Annotated in this window: 9 protein-coding genes and 2 pseudogenes; 2 read left to right on the top strand and 9 right to left on the bottom strand. The window is 68.3% G+C overall.

What is annotated here, in order from left to right; genetic code table 11:
• Window positions 1-208 precede the first annotated feature (208 nt).
• Complete coding sequence (locus GOY17_RS07680; RefSeq protein WP_157029923.1) at window positions 209-5170, bottom strand: alpha-2-macroglobulin family protein; 4962 nt, start codon at window positions 5168-5170, stop codon at window positions 209-211.
• A 146-nt stretch (window positions 5171-5316) separates the two neighbouring features.
• Here GOY17_RS07680 and GOY17_RS07675 point away from each other — a divergent pair, with 146 nt between their 5' ends.
• A complete protein-coding gene (locus tag GOY17_RS07675) occupies window positions 5317-6312 on the top strand; it encodes a glycosyltransferase family 9 protein (RefSeq protein WP_157029922.1) in 996 nt (331 codons plus the stop codon).
• A 60-nt stretch (window positions 6313-6372) separates the two neighbouring features.
• On the top strand, window positions 6373-7167 hold the full coding sequence (locus GOY17_RS07670; RefSeq protein WP_157029921.1) for an MOSC domain-containing protein: 795 nt from the start codon (window positions 6373-6375) through the stop codon (window positions 7165-7167).
• 201 nt (window positions 7168-7368) lie between these two features.
• Here GOY17_RS07670 and gyrA read toward each other — a convergent pair whose 3' ends face one another.
• The 8 genes and pseudogenes from gyrA to zipA form a co-directional block, all read right to left on the bottom strand.
• Complete coding sequence (gyrA, locus tag GOY17_RS07665) at window positions 7369-10053, bottom strand: DNA gyrase subunit A (RefSeq protein WP_157029920.1); 2685 nt, start codon at window positions 10051-10053, stop codon at window positions 7369-7371.
• 350 nt (window positions 10054-10403) lie between these two features.
• The gene (gene mtnA, locus GOY17_RS07660; RefSeq protein WP_157029919.1) at window positions 10404-11462 is read right to left on the bottom strand and encodes an S-methyl-5-thioribose-1-phosphate isomerase; all 1059 of its coding nucleotides are present in this window, start codon (window positions 11460-11462) and stop codon (window positions 10404-10406) included.
• Window positions 11463-11542: 80 nt separating this feature from the next.
• Entirely contained in the window at window positions 11543-12322 is a 780-nt protein-coding gene (locus GOY17_RS07655) for a DUF3011 domain-containing protein (RefSeq protein ID WP_157029918.1), read from the bottom strand.
• 90 nt (window positions 12323-12412) lie between these two features.
• Window positions 12413-13138: a DUF3011 domain-containing protein gene (locus GOY17_RS07650; protein ID WP_115840595.1), complete on the bottom strand. Its 726-nt coding sequence runs from the start codon at window positions 13136-13138 to the stop codon at window positions 12413-12415.
• Window positions 13139-13221: 83 nt separating this feature from the next.
• Window positions 13222-14208, bottom strand: a complete 987-nt coding sequence (epmA, locus tag GOY17_RS07645; RefSeq protein ID WP_157029917.1) for an EF-P lysine aminoacylase EpmA — start codon at window positions 14206-14208, stop codon at window positions 13222-13224.
• Window positions 14198-14443: pseudogene (locus tag GOY17_RS19135) on the bottom strand (BRCT domain-containing protein); the annotation flags it as partial. The gene epmA and the pseudogene GOY17_RS19135, both read right to left, overlap by 11 nt.
• A 182-nt stretch (window positions 14444-14625) precedes the next feature.
• Window positions 14626-16549, bottom strand: a pseudogene (gene ligA, locus GOY17_RS07640) (NAD-dependent DNA ligase LigA); the annotation flags it as partial.
• A 310-nt stretch (window positions 16550-16859) separates the two neighbouring features.
• A complete protein-coding gene (gene zipA, locus GOY17_RS07635) occupies window positions 16860-17606 on the bottom strand; it encodes a cell division protein ZipA (protein WP_115840598.1) in 747 nt (248 codons plus the stop codon).
• Window positions 17607-17614 lie beyond the last annotated feature (8 nt).

Below are 17614 nucleotides of genomic sequence, written 5' to 3'. Positions count from 1 at the left end.
GTCAGCCCGCCCGTCGCCGTTACACCTTCCAGAGCTGAGCCGTCATACCTTCCAGAGCCGTCATCCCGGCGAAAGCCGGGACCCAGGCTGTCACGCATTACGGGAGCAACGCGACGGCAAACGGAAACACACCGGGCCTGGGCCCCGGCTTTCGCCGGGATGACGTTCTTCCACTCGATGGCAAAGCCCGGCAACTGCACGTCGAACCTCACTTCCCTCCCGGCTGCGTCACCGTGATCACCGACGGCGCCACCTTGCCGACGCCGCGCAGGTCCGGCCGGTACATGTCCTCCACGAGCGACGGCGGCACCGTGTACGTGCCCGGCGTCACTGCGCGCACCAGATAGAACACGCGCGCGGTGTCGCCGACGTCGAGCTTGAGCGCCGCCACGTAGCGGTCGTCGCGGAACTCCTCGTGGCGGACTTCGGCCGCGTCGTCGCGGTCGCTCAGCTCGATCCCGTCGATCACCACGCCGGCCCACTGCTTGCCGTCGCCGAGGTTGAAGTTCTCGATCTCCAGACCCGCCGGCAGCAGGTCGGTGAGCAGCGCGTCGGGCATCGGCCTGCTCGCGCGCACGTTCACCTGCACGATCAGCGCTTCGCCTTCGGCCAGCGTGCCGCCGGTCCAGGGCTGTCCATCGGTCGAGTAGTACTTGCGGTCGATGTCGATGACCGACTTGTCCGGCGCCGGTGCGCTGCGTGGCACGCCGGCGACTTCGAAGCTCGCGTACAGCGGCGGCTCGCCCTTCGGCGTAAAGCTCACGCCGCGCGCGATGGCCGCCGCGTCGAACAGCTTTCCGACCAGGCGCGCCGGACCGGCTTCGCTGGTCGCGTCGCCGACCTTCCATTCGCCCGAGACCTGCTTGCCCTGGTCGGCCATCAGCGCCTTGCCCAGGCGCGCGATGGCGACCTGCTCCTGCGTGCTCAGCCACAGCCAGCCGGTGTTGCGCCGCGCGTCGAGCTCCTTGCCCAGCGCCACCGAACGCGCGTCGAACTCCGGCTTGTCGAGCTTGTGCTCGTGCACCAGAGCGATCATCAGCGCATCGTCGCGCAGGCGGCTGCCGTAATCGCCGAGGTAATCCGGCCGATCGGCCGCATCGCGCGCAAAACCTTCGGCGATCGCCTTCGCACCGCGCGTCTTGTCGCCCTGCAGCGACAACGCGATGCCCAGATGCACCAGCGGCAGGCCGGTCAGGCTGTTCTTGCGTTCGTTGTCGTACAGCGCGCGCAGCGTGCCCAGCGGTGCGCGGTTGACGCGTGCGAGCGCGTAGCCGGCGTAGGCCTGGTAGGCGAACTTGAGGTGTTCTCGACGGTCGTAGCCGAAGAACGGCGCGCCGCCGGAGAGCAGGTCCTCGTTGAGCACCTTCAGCGCCTTCTGCAGCATCGCGTCGGGCACGGCGAAGCCGGCATCGCGCGCGTCGAGCAGGAACTCCACGACGTAAGGCGTGATCAGCGGATTGACGTAGTCGCCGTCGCCCCACATCGAGAAGTGGCCCGAGCCGATCTGCATCGCGGCCAGACGCCCGAACGCGCCTTCCATCCGCGCCCGACGCTTCGCTGCGTCCAGGCCCGTCGTGCCGAGCATCTTCGCCGTCGCATCGTCGAGTTCGAGCGCGGCGAAACCCTTGCTGGTCGTCTGCTCGGCGCAGCCGTAGGGATACTCGAGCGCGCCCTGCAATGCCGTGGCGAATGGAATCGGCGGCAGCGCGCTGACCGTCAGACGCGCGTTGACCGATTCGGGCATCAGGCCTTCGGCAAGCGCCTGGTCCAGCGCGATCTGCCCCAGCGAATCGAGTACCTTCGTCCGCGCGCGCACGACCGACGGCCATGCCGGGCGCACCGGCAGGTCGTAGCGGCGATCGACCTTCACGCCGTTACCGTCCACGCGTACGCGCACCTGCGCCACGGTCATGCCGGGACGTGCCTGCAGCGGGAAGGTGTAGGTGGTCTTCGCTTCCGACGCGAGCTGCGCCGTGCGCGTGCCGTCGGCGATCGCGATCGGCCCCTCGCCCGTCACCTGCACCTTGAACGTGCCGGCGCGGCCGGTGAAGTTCTGCACGTCGAGCGTGACGTTGCTCTTGTCGCCCGGCGCCAGCACGCGCGGCAGGCTGGCTTCTGCCAGTACCGGCGCGCGCACGATGGTCTCCGCCGCACGGCTGCCGTACTTGCTGGCCGAATACACGAGCGCGGAGACCCGCAGCGTGCCGTTGAAGTCCGGCACCGGCAGGCGCACGCGCGCGCTGCCCTTCGCGTCGAGCTTCACCGGACCGGCGAACAGGTCGACGGTCTGGACCTTCGCCGTCGGACGCCGCGCCTGCGGCAGCGCAGCCAGCGCCATGTCGCCGCCGAAGCGGATCTTCGCCATGCTGCCTTCGAAACTTTCGATCACGCGGCCGTAGACGTCGTATGCGTCCACGCCCAGGCGACGCTGCGCGAAGAAATGCGCCGCGGCGTCGGGCACGGGGAAGCGCGTGATGTTGAGGATGCCCACGTCCACCGCCGAGACGGTCACGAACGCGTCCTGCCCGGCCAGCTGCGGCGCGCTCACCGTTACCGGCAGGTCGCGTTCGGGCTGCATCTGCTTCGGCACGGACAGGCCGACGGCAACCTTGCGATCGCGACGATCCATCGGCACGAACGCCACGCCCACCGCGCGCGCCGGCGTGATCTTGCTGGGCGCACTGCCGCCGCGGAACACCAGCGCGGTGACGTAGACGTCGTGGCGTTCCCAGTCCTTCGTCACCGGGATTTCGAACGTGCTGCCGGCCTTGGCGTCGATGTCCTGCACGTAGAGCATGCGGTCGGTCTCGACCATCAGCAGGCCCTTGCCGGCGTGCGGCGGCGTCAGCGTTACCTTCAGCGTGTCGCCGGCGCGGTACGAGGTCTTGTCGAGCGCGAGCTTGACCTTGTCCGGGCGTGCATCCAGGCCGCGGTTCTCGTCGTTCCAGCTCCACCCGGCGGTGAACGGATAACGCGTCGTCAGCTTGGTCGCCGGGTCGAACACGTCGAGGCGGTAGTCGCCCCACTCGACCGGGACATCGACGCGCGCCGATCCGCTGCCCACGTCGACGGTCTTCGTCTCGATGTCTTCATAACGGCGGGTGAAGTCGTAATCCCAGCCGTCGTCGCCGTGGTTCCAGTGATAGTCGCGATGCTCGCGCACCAGCGTCACGCGCAGCGCCTTGGCCGGGCGTGGCTGTGCGTCGCTGCCGTAACGGCCGATCTCGAATCCGACCGTCGTATTCGCGTCGGCACCTTCCTTGTCGTCGAACAGCGGGCGCACGCCGACGATCGCATCGGCCGGCCACAGCACGCGCTTGAGGCTGCGATTGACGCTGCGCCCGCCGGTTTCGTACACGCTGCCGGTGACGATCGCAGCGATGGTGCTGGTGGGCTTGGCTTCCTCGGGAAGCGCGATGTCCTGCTCGAGCTTGCCCTGCTCGTCGAGCTCGGTGTCGACGACGTCCGACGCTTCCTTCGGCAACGGCAGCGTGGGATCGCCGAAGAACCAGCCCGGCAGCTGTTCCAGCGGATGCTGCTCGACCGCCACGGCCAGCTTCGCCGTGAAGCGATTGCCCGACGCGGGGGCGCCGTACAGATACGCGCCATCGACCTGCAGCCGCAGGGGCTCGCCCGGCTTGAGCATGGGCTGCGCGTTAAGGTCGAGCTTGAGGCGTTCGGGCAGGAACTCCTCCACGCGCAACGTCATGCCCTGCACGGCGTCCTTGCTGCCGGGATCGGTGCGGAATTCCACGCGCCAGCGGCCGGTTGACGCGTCCACCGGAATGACCTGCGCGTGACGCACGTAGCCTTGTGCATCGGGTTGCACGCGCGTTTCCAGGAACGTCTTGCCGTCGGGCTGCACGTAACGCAGGAAAAGCGGCTGCGGCGTCTTTCCTGCTTTCGCCGCGACCGGATTGCCGTCCTGGTCGCGCAGCAGCGCCGACAACCGCACGGTTTCGCCCGGGCGGTACAGATCGCGCCCGGACCACGCGAACACGTCGAACCACGCCTGCTCGCGGCCGCTCACCGCGAACTCGGACAGGTCCAGCGCCGGCTGGTTGAACGGCAGCATCGAGACGTCGCGACCCTTGCTCGCCACCAGCACGTACGCCGCATCGAGCTTGTACTTCAGCAGCGCGTTGCCGTTGCCATCGGTTTCAGCCTTCAGCACCGGTTCGCCGCGCGAGTCGAGGATGCGCAACTCCACGTTCGGCACCGCCGCGCCGGACTGCAGCGACGCGGTATGCACGAACATCGTGTCCTTGTACGCGCGTACGTGCAGGCCGAGGTCGCTGACGGTGAAGAAGGCGGTCTCGTACTGGTCCTGGAACTGTCCGGCGCGCTTCATCACGGCGAAGTACAGGCCGGGCTCCTGCAGTTCCCTGATGTCCTGCACCGGCAGGTACGTCAGCACGCGCTCGTTCGGTTTGCCGCCGAGGACGAAGCGGTTGACGTAGACCGGTTCGGCGAGGCGATCCAGCGGGGTCTTCTCGCTGTATTCGCTGGCCAGTTCCCAGCTGCCGCGACGACCGCCGCGCTGGTACTCGGCGAAGAACTTCGGCAGTTCCTTCTCGCGCACGCGCAGGAACTCGACGTCCACTTCCGGCACGTTGACCGAGACCACCGGCAGGCCGCGACTCTCTCGCGCCGGAAGCACGCTGCCCTGCGAGGCGAAGCCGACCACAGGATCGAGCGGCCCCGTGTAGACCTCCTTGCGCAGCGGTTGCGCGAGGCGATCGCCCGACGCGGCGGTGAGGCCGGCCTTGATCGCGACGATGTAGTCCTTGCTCGCCTCCACGTGCGGGAACCGCAGCACTCTGGCGTCGTCGGACAGCACCCAGCTACCTTTCACGACCGCGCCGTTCTTGTCGGTCACCGCGATCAGGTCGTCGAAGGACTGCGTGCCCACCAGCGGCTTGCTGAAGTCCAGCGCGATGGCGAGCTGTTCGTCGCCCTTCTGGTCCGGGTATGCGGCGACGAGCGCGAAGCCCTGCACCGTCTGCGATTTCGCCTGGATCGCCTCGCCGCTCGGCGCGGGAAGCTGGCCGTTCGCGTCGCGCTTGCAGCCGCCCAGCAGCGCGGCGGCGATGGCGACGAATGCGAACCAACGAACCACGCGGCCATGACCCGGCCAGGCGTGAACGAATCCTTCCGATGCGCGCTTCATGCAGTCTCCCCGGTTGTGCGCCGAGTATAGATTTCGGCCACGAAAACTTCGCGGCCGAACGTCGTGCCGAACGGGTCGATGCGTCTGTCGGGGTTGTCACATGGCGTGTGCGATCATCGGCCGCATCGTCCCACCCGACCTGACGCATGCCGCGCGACGTACCGCGTCCTGTCATCGCCGAACCCGACCTGCCGGCCAGACCGGCTGCCGCGTCGGAGCGCGACGTCCGGACCCGCAACCCGGTGCTGGTGATCCGTCACGGCGCGTTCGGCGACCTGCTCCAGGCGGACGGCGCGCTGCGCGACCTGCGCGAACACCACCGCGACCGCCGCATCGTCCTGCTCGCCTCGTCGCCGTACACGCGGCTGATGTCGCGCTGCCCGCACGTGGACGAGGTGATCGCCGATCCGCGCGCGCCGCTGCTCCAGCTCGGGCGCAATCTCGCGCTGCTGCGGACCCTGCGCGAGCGCGGCTTCGACCGCGTCTACGACCTGCAGGGCAGCGACCGCACCGCGCTGTACCGGCGCCTGATGCCCGAGCCCTCGCACTGGCTGCGCAAACAGAATCCGTCCGACAGCGGCACTCCGGACCGGCTGGCCTATGCGTGGATGCTGGCGCAGGCGGGAATCCGGGTGCGCCACGCGGACGCGCCCGATCCGGTCTGGATGGCCGACGATGCGAGCGGGCTCCTCGCCGCCGCCGGCGTCCCGTCGGACTACATCGTGCTGATCCCCGGCAGCGCCGCCCGGCACGTGCACAAGCGCTGGCCTGGGCACGCCGAATTCGCCCGGCGCCTGACCGAACTCGGACACGCGGTGGTGGTCGTGCCGGGGCCGGACGAACTGGAACTGGCCCGCAGCCTCCCGGCTACCGTTCTCACCGCGCCGGAGGGATTCCTCGACTGGTTCGCCCTCGCCGGCGTCCTGCGGCGCGCGGCATTCGTCGTCGGCAACGACACCGGACCGACGCACCTGGCCGCGGCGCTCGGCGTACCGGGACTCGCCCTGTTCGGGTCGCACACATCGGTCGAACGCACTGGCATCCGCATGCGCGCCTTCGATGCGATGCAGGTGCCGGACCTGGCGCAGCTGCCGGTCGACGTGGTGCTGGCGGAAGTGAAGCGGCGCCTGCCGCGGCGCTGACGCTTTACCGCGTTCGCCACGGCGGTCACGATGGGTGCGTCCCCGCGCGTCCGAACCGCCATGAAGCTGAGCGACCTGTACCTTTATCCGATCAAGTCCTGCGCGCCGCTGGCGCTCGACGAGGCGCATGTCGAAGCACGCGGACTGGCCGGCGACCGCCGCTGGATGATCGTCGACGGCGACGGTCGCTTCATTACCGGCCGCCAGTTCCCGGAGCTCACACTCGTCCACGCGAGGCCTGTCGATGGCGGCCTGGCACTCGACGCACCGGGATTGCCGACGTTGGGCGTCGCGATTCCGGTGCCGTCGGAGCATTCGGTCGTCGAGATCTGGAAGAAGCCGGTCGCCGCCACGTTCGCGTCGTCCGAAGCCGGCGAATGGTTCAGCCGGTACCTCGGCACGACCGTTCGACTGGTCTACATGGACGACACGGTGCAACGGCAGGTCGACCCGGCGTTCGCGCGCGAAGGCGACATCGTCGGTTACGCGGACAGTTTCCCGATCATGCTGCTGGGCCGCGGCTCGCTGGATAGACTCAATTCGCAGCTCGATGTGCCGGTCTCGATGACGCGCTTCCGGCCGAATTTCGTCGTCGATGTCGACGCACCGCACGCCGAGGATGCGTGGACGCGCATCGCCATCGGCGAGATGGAATTCGACGTCGCGAAGGACTGTACGCGCTGCAACTTCGTCAACATCGATCCGGCGACCGGGCGTCGATCGCACGACGGCCAGCCGTTGAAGACGCTGACGGGCTACCGGCGATTCGATGCCGGCGTGACGTTCGGGCGGCATCTGATTCCGCGCACGGCGGGCGTGGTGCGTCGCGGGGATGAGGTGCGGGTGCTGGGGTGATTCCTCGTCGCGGTCACTGCCGCGGAGGCGGGAATGCAGCGCGTTACCTTGGACGCAGGCGCCGTTGAGGCACGACCTCACGCGTCGTCGGCCTGGGTCCCGGCGTTCGCCGGAATGACGGTTCGAGCGACGCGCGGGCACCGTGCAAAAAAAAACGCCGCCCGAAGGCGGCGTTTTCATTTGGAACGATCGGCGAACCGATCAGGTCGCGGCCGGCGAATCCGTTTCGCCCGACGCCTCGATCGACGCATCGGCCACGACTGCCGAGGTGCCATCGATCGACGCTTCGCCGCCGTTCTCCTCGTCCTGGTCGAGCGAGGCGTCCACGCGTTCGATCGTCTGCAGGCTTTCCTCCGCCGACAGGCGCATCAGCGTGACGCCCTGCGTGTTGCGGCCGACCTGCGAGATCTCCGCCGCACGCGTGCGCACCAGCGTGCCGCCGTCGGAAATCAGCAGCACGTCGTGGTGGTCGGACAGTTGCACTGCGCCGATCAGCTTGCCGTTGCGCTCGGTGGTCTTGAGCGCGATCACGCCCTGGCCGCCGCGGCCCTTGCGCGGGTATTCCTCCAGCGCGGTGCGCTTGCCGTAGCCGCGTTCGCTGGCGGTGAGGATGTCGCCATCGCCTTCGACGACGATCAGGCTGACGACATAAGCGCCGCTGGTGTTCCTGCCACCGTTGTCATCGCCTTCCTCGCCCTCCTCGCCTTCGGCCAGGCGGATGCCGCGCACGCCGGTGGCGGTGCGGCCCATCGAACGCACTGCGTCCTCGGAGAAGCGGACGGCCTTGCCGTTGCTCGCGAACAGCATGATGTCGCAATCGCCATTGGTCATCGCGACATCGACCAGCGCGTCGCCCTCATCGAGGTTGATCGCGATCTTGCCGCGCTGCAGGCGGAAGGCGAACTCGGTGAGCGGCGTCTTCTTGACCGTGCCATTGCGCGTGGCGAAGAAGACGTAGCGGCCTTCCTCGTACTCGCGCACCGGCAGCACGGCCTGGACCTGCTCGCCGTTTTCCAGCGGTATCCAGTTGATGATCGGACGACCGCGCGCGTTCGGGCCGGCGTCGGGCAGCTGGTGCACCGGCAGCCAGAACACGCGACCGGCGCTGGTGAAGGTCAGCAGCGTGTCGTGCGTGTTCACCAGCCACAGGTGGTCGATGAAATCCTCGTCCTTCGTCGAGGCCGCGTTGCGCCCCTTGCCGCCGCGCTTCTGCGCGCGGTACGCGCTGACCGGCTGGCGCTTGGCGTAACCGGAATGCGACAGCGTCACCACCACGTCTTCCGGCGCGATGAGGTCGAGGATGTCGAGGTCTTCCTCGCTCGCGCGGATCTCGCTGCGGCGCGCGTCGCCGAACTCTTCCTTGACGTTGCGCAGTTCGGTGCGGATCACTTCCAGCAGCACGGACGGATCCTCGAGGATCTCGATCAGGCCGCGGATGGTTTCCAGCAGCTGCTTGTATTCGTCGGTGAGCTTGTCCTGCTCCAGGCCGGTCAGGCGGTGCAGGCGCATTTCCAGGATCTGCTGCGCCTGCGTCTCGGTGAGCTGGTAACGGCCATCGATCAGGCCGACGCCATTGGGCAGGTCTTCCGGACGCGACGCGTCGCTGCCGGCGGCGGCGAGCAGCGCACCGACCAGGCCCGGCTCCCACGTGCGGGCGAGCATGCGTTCGCGCGCCTCGTTCGGGTTCGCCGAGGTCTTGATCAGCTCGATCATCTCGTCGATGTTCGCGAGCGCGACCGTCAGGCCTTCCAGGATGTGCGCACGCTGGCGCGCCTTGCGCAGCTCGAAGATGGTGCGGCGGGTGACGACTTCGCGGCGATGCTTGACGAAGACTTCCAGCAGCTCCTTCAGGTTCAGCAGCTTCGGCCGGCCGTCGACGATGGCGACCATGTTGATGCCGAACACCGACTCCATCTGCGTCTGCTGGTAGAGGTTGTTGAGCACGACCTCCGCCGATTCGCCGCGCTTGACCTCGATGTAGATGCGCATGCCGTCCTTGTCGGACTCGTCGCGCAGCTCGCTGATGCCCTCGAGCTTCTTTTCCTTGACCAGCTCGGCGATCTTCTCGATCAGGCGGGCCTTGTTGACCTGGTACGGGATCTCGGTGACGACGATCGCCTCGCGGCCGTTGTCGGCCACTTCGACTTCGGCGCGCGCACGCATGCGCACGCGGCCGCGACCGGTGCGGTACGCGGCGGTGATGCCCGCGGTGCCGTTGATGATGCCGGCGGTCGGGAAATCCGGGCCCGGGATGTACTGCAGCAGGCCGTCGATATCGATGGTCGGCTCGTCGATCAGCGCGATCGTCGCGTCGATCACTTCCGACAGGTTGTGCGGCGGGATGTTGGTCGCCATGCCGACCGCGATGCCGGCCGAACCGTTGACCAGCAGGTTCGGCACACGCGTCGGCATGACGGTGGGCTCGAGTTCCTTTTCGTCGTAGTTGGGCTGGAAATCGACGGTTTCCTTGTCGATATCGGCCATCAGCTCATGCGCGATGCGCGACATGCGCGCCTCTGTGTATCGCATGGCCGCAGCGTTGTCGCCGTCGATCGAACCGAAGTTGCCCTGCCCGTCCACCAGCATGTAGCGCAGGGAGAACGGCTGCGCCATGCGCACCAGCGTGTCGTACACGGCCGTGTCGCCGTGCGGGTGGTACTTACCGATGACGTCACCGACGATACGCGCCGACTTGTAGTACGGCTTGTTGCTGTGCGCGCCCAGTTCGTTCATCGCGTACAGCACGCGGCGATGCACCGGCTTGAGGCCGTCGCGCGCGTCCGGGAGCGCGCGCCCGACGATCACGCTCATCGCGTAATCGAGGTAGCTGCGGCGCATCTCGTCTTCGAGGTTTACCGGGATGATTTCCTTGGCGAGTTCGGCCATCGGGTTTCCGTGTCTGTTTATTTGCGCGCGCCCGAACCGGAGGTTCCATCAGCGCGATGTTTCAGCCGCAAAACACCCCTTGCGGGCTGGCGTTCCAGTCCGCAGCGGGCGGTGTCGGATCGACAGGAAATGATAGCACGAAACGGGGTTTCGAGACACCCGAATCCCGGCCAGAAACAATGACTTGCGAGGGAATCCGGCGGGTTTTCCGCGATATTTGCGCGGGATCGTTCAGCACAGGCATGCAGGCACGGCGCGACGGCGGCACCGAATCCTCGACCGGCCGTGTGGAGGGTGTCGCGTTGACCGCTCCTTGCGGCTCCTTCCCGGCGGGTGCGGAGCCGGCAATGTCAGCCGAATGCCGCCTTCATCGCCGCCTCGTCCGGCCGCTCGATCACGCCGCGCTCGGTCACGATGGCGTCGATCAGTTCGTGCGGGGTGACGTCGAACACCGGGTTCCAGGCGCCGATCTCGTCGGCCGCCGTGCGCACGCCGCCGACGGCGAACAGCTCGCCGGGGTCGCGTTCCTCGATGTGGATCGCATCGCCGGACGGGGTTTCCATGTCGACCGTGGACGACGGCGCGACCACCATGAACTTCAGGCCGTGGTGGCGCGCGGCGATCGCGAGCTGGTAGGTACCGATCTTGTTGGCGGTGTCGCCGTTGGCGCAGATGCGGTCGGCACCGACGACCACCCATTGCACGTCGCCGGAGCGCATCAGGTGCGAGGCGGCGGAGTCGGCGATCAGCGTCGGCGAGATGCCGTCCTGCTGCAGTTCCCACACCGTCAGGCGCGCGCCCTGCAGCCACGGGCGGGTTTCGCCGGCAAACACCTTGTCGATGCGGCCTTCGGCAACGCCGGCGCGAATCACGCCAAGCGCGGTGCCGAAGCCGGCGGTGGCGAGTGAGCCGGTGTTGCAGTGGGTCAGCACGCCGCTGCCCGGCGGAATCAGCGCGGCACCGAGCGCGCCCATGCGACGGTTGGCGGCGAGGTCTTCGTCGGCGATGGCCTGCGCTTCGCGTTCGAGCACGTCGCGCCAGTCCGCGCCGGCGGCGGCAAGCGCGCGGCGCATGCGCGCCAGGGCCCAGGCCAGGTTCACCGCGGTCGGGCGCGCGGCGTTGAGGCGCTGCAGCGCCGGTTCGAGTCGGGCAGCGGCATCGCGGCCGTCATTGGCCTCGACCGTGCGCGATGCGAGCACCACGCCCCAGGCCGCGGCGATGCCGATGGCCGGCGCGCCACGGACGGTGAGCGCATGGATCGCCTCGGCGACGGCATCGCTGTCGGCGCAGGTGACGTACTCGACCACGAACGGCAGCTTGCGCTGGTCCAGCAGTTCCAGGGCCTGCCCGGTCCAGCGGATCGGACGGATGCGGTCGTAGCGGTCGAAATCGATGGCGTTGGTATTCATGCGGCCAGTTTACAGGCCGCAGGTTTCAGGTCGGGAAACGGGCCCTCGCGCCCGCTTCCCGCACCCGTCATGCTGCGGGCTTACCGCACCTGGAAGTCGGCGCGGCAGCCGTTGCTCACCCAGATGCCGTCGCGATCCCAGCCCCAGCTGCGGCCTTCGATGCATGCGGATTTGGACTTCTGCTGCACCATGCGCGCGTCGCGGCGGATGGTGACGTTGCAGCGGCGCTGGCGGTTGTCGTCGGAACCGCAGTAGAGCGTCTGCGCGGGGCCGCCACCGTTCCAGCCGCCACCGCCGTGACCGCCTCCGTTACCGCCATTCCAGCCGCCGCCGTGCCCGCCACCGTAGCCGCTGGCGAACTCGGCACGGCAGCCGTTGTTCACCCACACGAAGCCGCGACCGACGCCCCAGCTGCGGCCTTCGACGCAGGCCGACTTGGAGTACTGACGAACCAGTCGCGCGTCGCGACCGTCGATGGCGCACTGCTGGTATCGGTTGTCGTTGGAATCGCAGCGCACGGTGCGGCCATCGCCACCACCGCCGCCACCCCAACCACCACCCCAACCGCCGCCGAGCGCGAACTCGGCGCGGCACCCGTTGTTGACCCAGATGCCGGTCCGGTCGTAGCCCCAGCTACGGCCTTCGACGCAGGACGATTTCGATACCTGCCGCAGCAGCCGCACGCCGCCGCGCGTATCGGCGGCGCAGCGCTGCAACCTGTTGTCGTTGGAGTCGCAGCGAACGGCCCGGTCGGAACCGTAACGCTGCGCATCGACCTGCGCGTGCGCGGCCTGCGCCGACAGCGCGCTGGCGGCGATCACGGAGAAGAACCCAAGAACCCTGAGCGAATGCGCGAACATCGAAGCCCCCTTCGTGCGATGCGAGTTTTTCTCAGACTAACCAGCGAGGCTTAACGGGGACCGCACCGGAACGGTCCCGCCCGCGGTTATTCAGCCGTTGGAAGGTTGCGGCTTCTGGTGGATCTCGAACTCGGCGCGGCAGCCGTCCTCGACCCAGATGCCGTTGTCGTCCACGCCCCAGCTGCGGCCTTCGATGCAGGCGGCGCGGGAGAGCTGGCGGAACACGCGCACGCCGCCCTTGGTGTCGATCGGGCAATGGCGCGGGCGCTTCTCGACCGAATCGCAGCGCACGATCTCGCGCGGCGCTTCGTTGGCGACGTCAACCATCATGCGGAACTCGGCCCGGCAACCGCCGGACACCCACACGCCACGCGCATCGGCGCCCCAGTTCTGGCCGCGCATGCAGGGATTTTTCGAAAGCTGGCGCACCAGTTCGACGCCGGCCCGCGTTTCAGCCGGACAATGCGTCCAGCGGTTGCCCTTGGATTCGCAGCGCATCACGCGCGAACCGCTGCCGCTGCCGACGGTGCCGCCGTAGCCGAGCACGAAATCGGCGCGGCAACCGTCCTTCACCCAGACGCCCGCCGCGCTCACGCCCCAGGTCTTGTTCTCGTCGCAATCGGTGCGCGAGAGCGTACGCAGCAGGCGGACGCCACCGCGGACGTCGGCCGGGCAGATGTTGTCCTCGCCGTCCTTGGATTCGCAGCGCAGGATGCGATCGCCGTAGAAGCGCCCGCCCTCTTCCTGTGCGAACGCCTCAGGCGCGACCACCACACATGCCGCAAGCAACGTCGAGACCGCCAAGCTGCGCATCATGCACCCCTGTCTTCCAGACGCCACTGTATCGGGTCCGTGCGTAAACGGGCATCAAGGACGGGGACGATCCCGGAAGTGCGACCTCAGGCACGCGCGAAGTCGAAGGCCAGCACATCGGCGATGCGGCCGGTGCCGAGCATCGCCATCATCAGGCGGTCCATGCCCAGCGCGACGCCGGCGCACGCGGGGAACCCCGCCGACAGCGCCTCCAGCAGGCGTTCGTCGCGCGGCGGTGCGATGTCGCCACGCCCGCGGCGCACCTCCCGGTCCCGATCGAACCGCGCGCCCTGCTCCGCCGCGTCGGCCAGTTCGTGGTAGCCGTTGGCAAGCTCGAGCGGCCCGAGGTACAGCTCGAACCGCTCTGCGACGGGCACTTCGCCCGGGCGGATGCGGGCCAGCGCGCACTGCGAGGCCGGGTAGTCGTACACGGCCAGCAGTTCGTCCGGATCGAAAGACGGCTGCAGCCGGTGCGTCATCAGCAGGTCGAGCCAGTCGTCGCGCGTCAGGCCCGTCGGGTCGATGACGACCTCGCCCAGCGCCGCGCGCAGTTGTTCGTCGTCAGCCGTCTCCACGTCGATGCCGAGCCGCTGCCGATACAGCTCGTGGTACGCGATGCGCGAGAGCGGCGCCGTCCGGCCGACCAGCGCCAGCGCGGCCTGCACGAGTGCGGCGGTTTCGTCGACCAGACGCGTGTGGTCCCAGCCGAGCCGGTACCACTCCAGCATCGTGAATTCCGGGTTGTGGCGACCGCCCGCTTCGCCGTCGCGGAACACGCGCCCGAGTTCGTAGCAATCGCCGAAGCCCGCGGCGAGCAACCGCTTCAACGGATATTCCGGCGACGTGCGCAGCCAGCGCGTACGCGGCGCGCCATCGGTGCGGCCGCTGAATTCCAGGTGGAACGACGCGATGTTAGGGTCGGTATTGCCGGCCACCGACATCACCGGCGTTTCCACTTCGACCACGCCTCGCTCGGCGAAAAAGGCACGCACGGTCGCGTTGACCCGCGCGCGCAGTCGCAGTGCGTCGAACGACGCCGACGGTTGCCAGTCGCTCACGCCGTCAGCCTCCATGCTGCGCGAGGAACGCCAGCAGCTTCGCTTCGTCCCAGATGTCCACGCCCAGTTCCGTCGCCTTGTCGAGCTTGGAACCGGCCGCCTCACCCGCGACGACGAAACTGGTCTTCTTCGACACGCTGCCGGCGACCTTCGCGCCGAGCGCTTCCAGCTTCGCCTTGGCCTCGTCGCGGCTCATGGCCGCCAAGGTGCCGGTGAGCACCGCGGTCTGGCCGTCGAGCGGACCGGCCGCGGCGACTTCGCCTTCGGGCGTCAGCGACAGCAGCGTCGCCAGCGATTCGCCGGCGCGACCGAGCAGTCGCGCGTGTTCCTCGTTTTCCAGCCATTCGGCCAGCGAGATGGCCGTGTCGTTCGGCAGGCCGGCGGTAACGAAGTTGTGCTGCGGCGCGTCGAGCAATGCCTGCACGTTCGGGAACGCGCTCGCCAGCTGGTCGGCGCGGATCTTCGTGATCTTCGGTATTTCCAGGTCCACCAGCAGCGTCGCGACATCCAGGCCGTCGCGCAGCTTCGCGTTCGGCGCGTGCGTGTCGGTGATGGTCACGCCGCGCGCGAGCAGGTCGTCGATCACCTGCTGGTTGCCGGGCTGGTCGAAGAAATGCCCGATCGCGCGCGCCACTTCGCCACCGACGTCGGGCACGCGCTTGAACAGCGGCCACGGCAGGCGGCGGATCAGCGCGATGTCGCCGAACCACGCCGCCAGCGCCTTGGCCGTGCTCTCGCCGACGTGCTGGATGCCGAGCGCGTAGAGGAAGCGCTCCAGCGTGGTGGTGCGGCTGTGGTCGATCGCGGCGATCAGGTTTTCGGCCCACTTCGTGGCGACCTTGCCGGACTTGACCGTCTCGGGCGTGGTCCCGTCGCGCTCGTCTGCGCGGCGCTTCATTTCCAGCAGGTCGTCGAGTTCGAGCTTGTAGAGGTCGGCGACCGATTGGAGGTAGCCGAGGTCGGACAGATCCTCGATGAAGCGCTCGCCCAGGCCTTCGATGTCCATCGCGCGTCGCGACGCGAAGTGGCGGATCGCTTCCTTGCGCTGGGCGGCGCAGGTGAGTTCGCCCGAGCAGCGCCACACCGCTTCGCCTTCCTCGCGGACGATCTCCGAACCGCACACCGGGCACTGCGTCGGCATCTGCCACTGCGGTGCGTGCGGATCGCGGTATTCGGGCACGACGCGCACGATCTCGGGAATCACGTCGCCGGCGCGACGCACGATCACCGTATCGCCGATGCGCACGTCCAGTCGCGCGATCTGGTCGGCGTTGTGCAGCGTCGCGTTGGTCACGATGACGCCGGCGACCTGCACCGGTTTCAGGCGCGCAACGGGCGTCGCGGCGCCGGTGCGGCCGATCTGGATGTCGATGCCTTCCAGCACCGTGGATTGCTCCTGCGCCGGGAACTTGTGCGCGATGGCCCAGCGCGGCGCGCGCGAGACGAAGCCCATCTCGCGCTGGCCTTCGTAGTCGTCGAGCTTGTAGACCACGCCGTCGATGTCGAACGGCAGCGAATCGCGCTGCTTGCCGATGCCGCTGTAGTAGCCGAGCAGACCTTCGGCGCCGGCCACGACGTCGTTGAGCCCACTCACCGGAAAGCCCCACTCGCGCAGCTTCGCGAGCGTCTGCGAGTGCGTCGGCGGCAGTTCCGCGCCTTCGACGACGCCCACGGCGTACGCGTAGAACGCGAGCGGCCGCTGCGCGGTGATGCGCGGATCGAGCTGGCGCAACGAACCGGCCGCGCCGTTGCGCGGGTTGGCGAGCACCTTGCCGCCTACCGATACCGCGCGCTCGTTGTACTTCTTGAACGCCTCCAGCGGCATGTAGACCTCGCCGCGCACTTCCAGCACGGCCGGCCAACCGGAGCCGCGCATCTGCAGCGGGATCGCCTTGATCGTGCGCAGGTTGGCCGTGACGTCCTCGCCCGTCGCGCCATCGCCGCGCGTGGCGCCCTGCACGAAGCGGCCGTTCTCGTAACGCAGGCTGATGGCCAGGCCGTCGAGCTTGGGTTCGACCGAGAACTTCGGTGCGCGGCGACCGAGTTTTTCCTCGATGCGACGCTCGAAATCGGCCACTTCCTCGTCGGTGAAGGCATTGCCGAGCGAGAGCATCGGAATCGCATGGCGCACTTGCGCGAACGTGCCGCTCGGCGCGATGCCGACGCGCTGCGTGGGGGAATCGGTCGTCACCAGATCCGGGTGTTCGGCTTCCAGCGATTGCAGTTCGCGCAGCAGCTGGTCGAACTCGGCATCCGGAATCGCCGGATCGTCGAGCACGTAATAACGGTAGTTGGCGTCGTCGATGCGCTGACGCAGTTCGGCGATGCGATCGGCGGGAGTCTGGGTCTTGGCCACGTGCAGTCCTTCGGCCGTTGCACGGCGGGGGCGTGGACATTCTGACGGGACGCGCGTGAGGGCGGAAGCGCGCTCGCGTCGAATCTCGGCGACTACGCTGGCCTCATCGCACCGCCGGAACTTGCCGCATTGTCATTCCCGCGAAGGCGGGAATCCATGGACTTTCCACGCCTTCGCGTAGTCCATCGGCGCTTGGGGCACATGCCTGAAGGATCGCAGGTAAAGCATGGAACGTCCCTGGATTCCCGCCTTCGCGGGAATGACGACATGTGCAGAAGCGCGGACCTTCTGGTCAGCGCGCCCCCGTGCCTTACCAGCGCGCCGGCTTCGTCAGCGGCGGCGCTTCGCGCTGGCGGTCGTAGGCGCGCAGTTCGTCGCGGATGTGGGCGATGCGCTGGCGGCCGAGCGCGTTGCGCTGTTCGTCCAGGACGACGCCGTCGAGCAGTTCGGCCATGCGCTGCGCGGTGGGCAGCATGGTTTCCCATGCGTCGAGCGCGTTGACCGGCGCCGGCAGCGTCAGGAAGAACGCGATGGCCGGCGTTTCCATCGACTGGATGTTCGCCATGTCGAAGCTGCCGGGCTTCATGATGTTGGCGACGCTGAACACCGGGCCGCGATCGGGATGGTTCTCGACCAGGCGGTGGAACACGCCCATGTAGCCGTACACCAAGCCCGCCTTCTCGGCGGCGACGACGATGTCCGGGCCATGCAGTTTCTGCCCGGCGCGCGCGGCCAGGTACAGGGTCACGATTTTGTCGAACTCCTCGCTGACGCGACGGCCCAGCTCGCTGTTGGCGCCGCCTTCAAGCGTGCGGTCGAACAGCTCCAGCTCGGCCTGCGAGGTCGAGCCGCCGGCGGTGCCGCCCTGCGCGAGGTCGCGTTCGATCTGCTCGCCCAGCGTCGGCTCCTGGCGCGGCGCGCCGGACGAGGCGGCCGGTTCGCGCGGTACGCGCTTGCCCTGCCCCGGCTTTCGCGGCCGGCCGAAGAAGACGATGGCGGCGACGAGGATCAGGCCGGCGATCAGGATGCCGATCCGCAGCAGGGTCACGTCGGACATTCGTTGAA

It is taken from the genome of Lysobacter soli (assembly GCF_009755585.1).
GTDB classification, from domain to species: domain Bacteria; phylum Pseudomonadota; class Gammaproteobacteria; order Xanthomonadales; family Xanthomonadaceae; genus Lysobacter_J; species Lysobacter_J soli.
Note: the sequence above shows the minus strand (reverse complement) of the source record. Positions and strands in the feature narration are given on the sequence as shown.

Excerpts from the sequence above, each read along its gene's own strand:
- GOY17_RS07675 (WP_157029922.1), top strand. The coding sequence starts at position 5,317 with ATGCCGCGCGACGTACCGCGTCCTGTCATCGCCGAACCCGACCTGCCG.
- GOY17_RS07655 (WP_157029918.1), bottom strand. The coding sequence starts at position 12,322 with ATGTTCGCGCATTCGCTCAGGGTTCTTGGGTTCTTCTCCGTGATCGCC.
- GOY17_RS07680 (WP_157029923.1), bottom strand. The coding sequence starts at position 5,170 with ATGAAGCGCGCATCGGAAGGATTCGTTCACGCCTGGCCGGGTCATGGC.
- GOY17_RS07650 (WP_115840595.1), bottom strand. The coding sequence starts at position 13,138 with ATGATGCGCAGCTTGGCGGTCTCGACGTTGCTTGCGGCATGTGTGGTG.
- gyrA (WP_157029920.1), bottom strand. The coding sequence starts at position 10,053 with ATGGCCGAACTCGCCAAGGAAATCATCCCGGTAAACCTCGAAGACGAG.
- epmA (WP_157029917.1), bottom strand. The coding sequence starts at position 14,208 with ATGGAGGCTGACGGCGTGAGCGACTGGCAACCGTCGGCGTCGTTCGAC.
- zipA (WP_115840598.1), bottom strand. The coding sequence starts at position 17,606 with ATGTCCGACGTGACCCTGCTGCGGATCGGCATCCTGATCGCCGGCCTG.
- GOY17_RS07670 (WP_157029921.1), top strand. The coding sequence starts at position 6,373 with ATGAAGCTGAGCGACCTGTACCTTTATCCGATCAAGTCCTGCGCGCCG.
- mtnA (WP_157029919.1), bottom strand. The coding sequence starts at position 11,462 with ATGAATACCAACGCCATCGATTTCGACCGCTACGACCGCATCCGTCCG.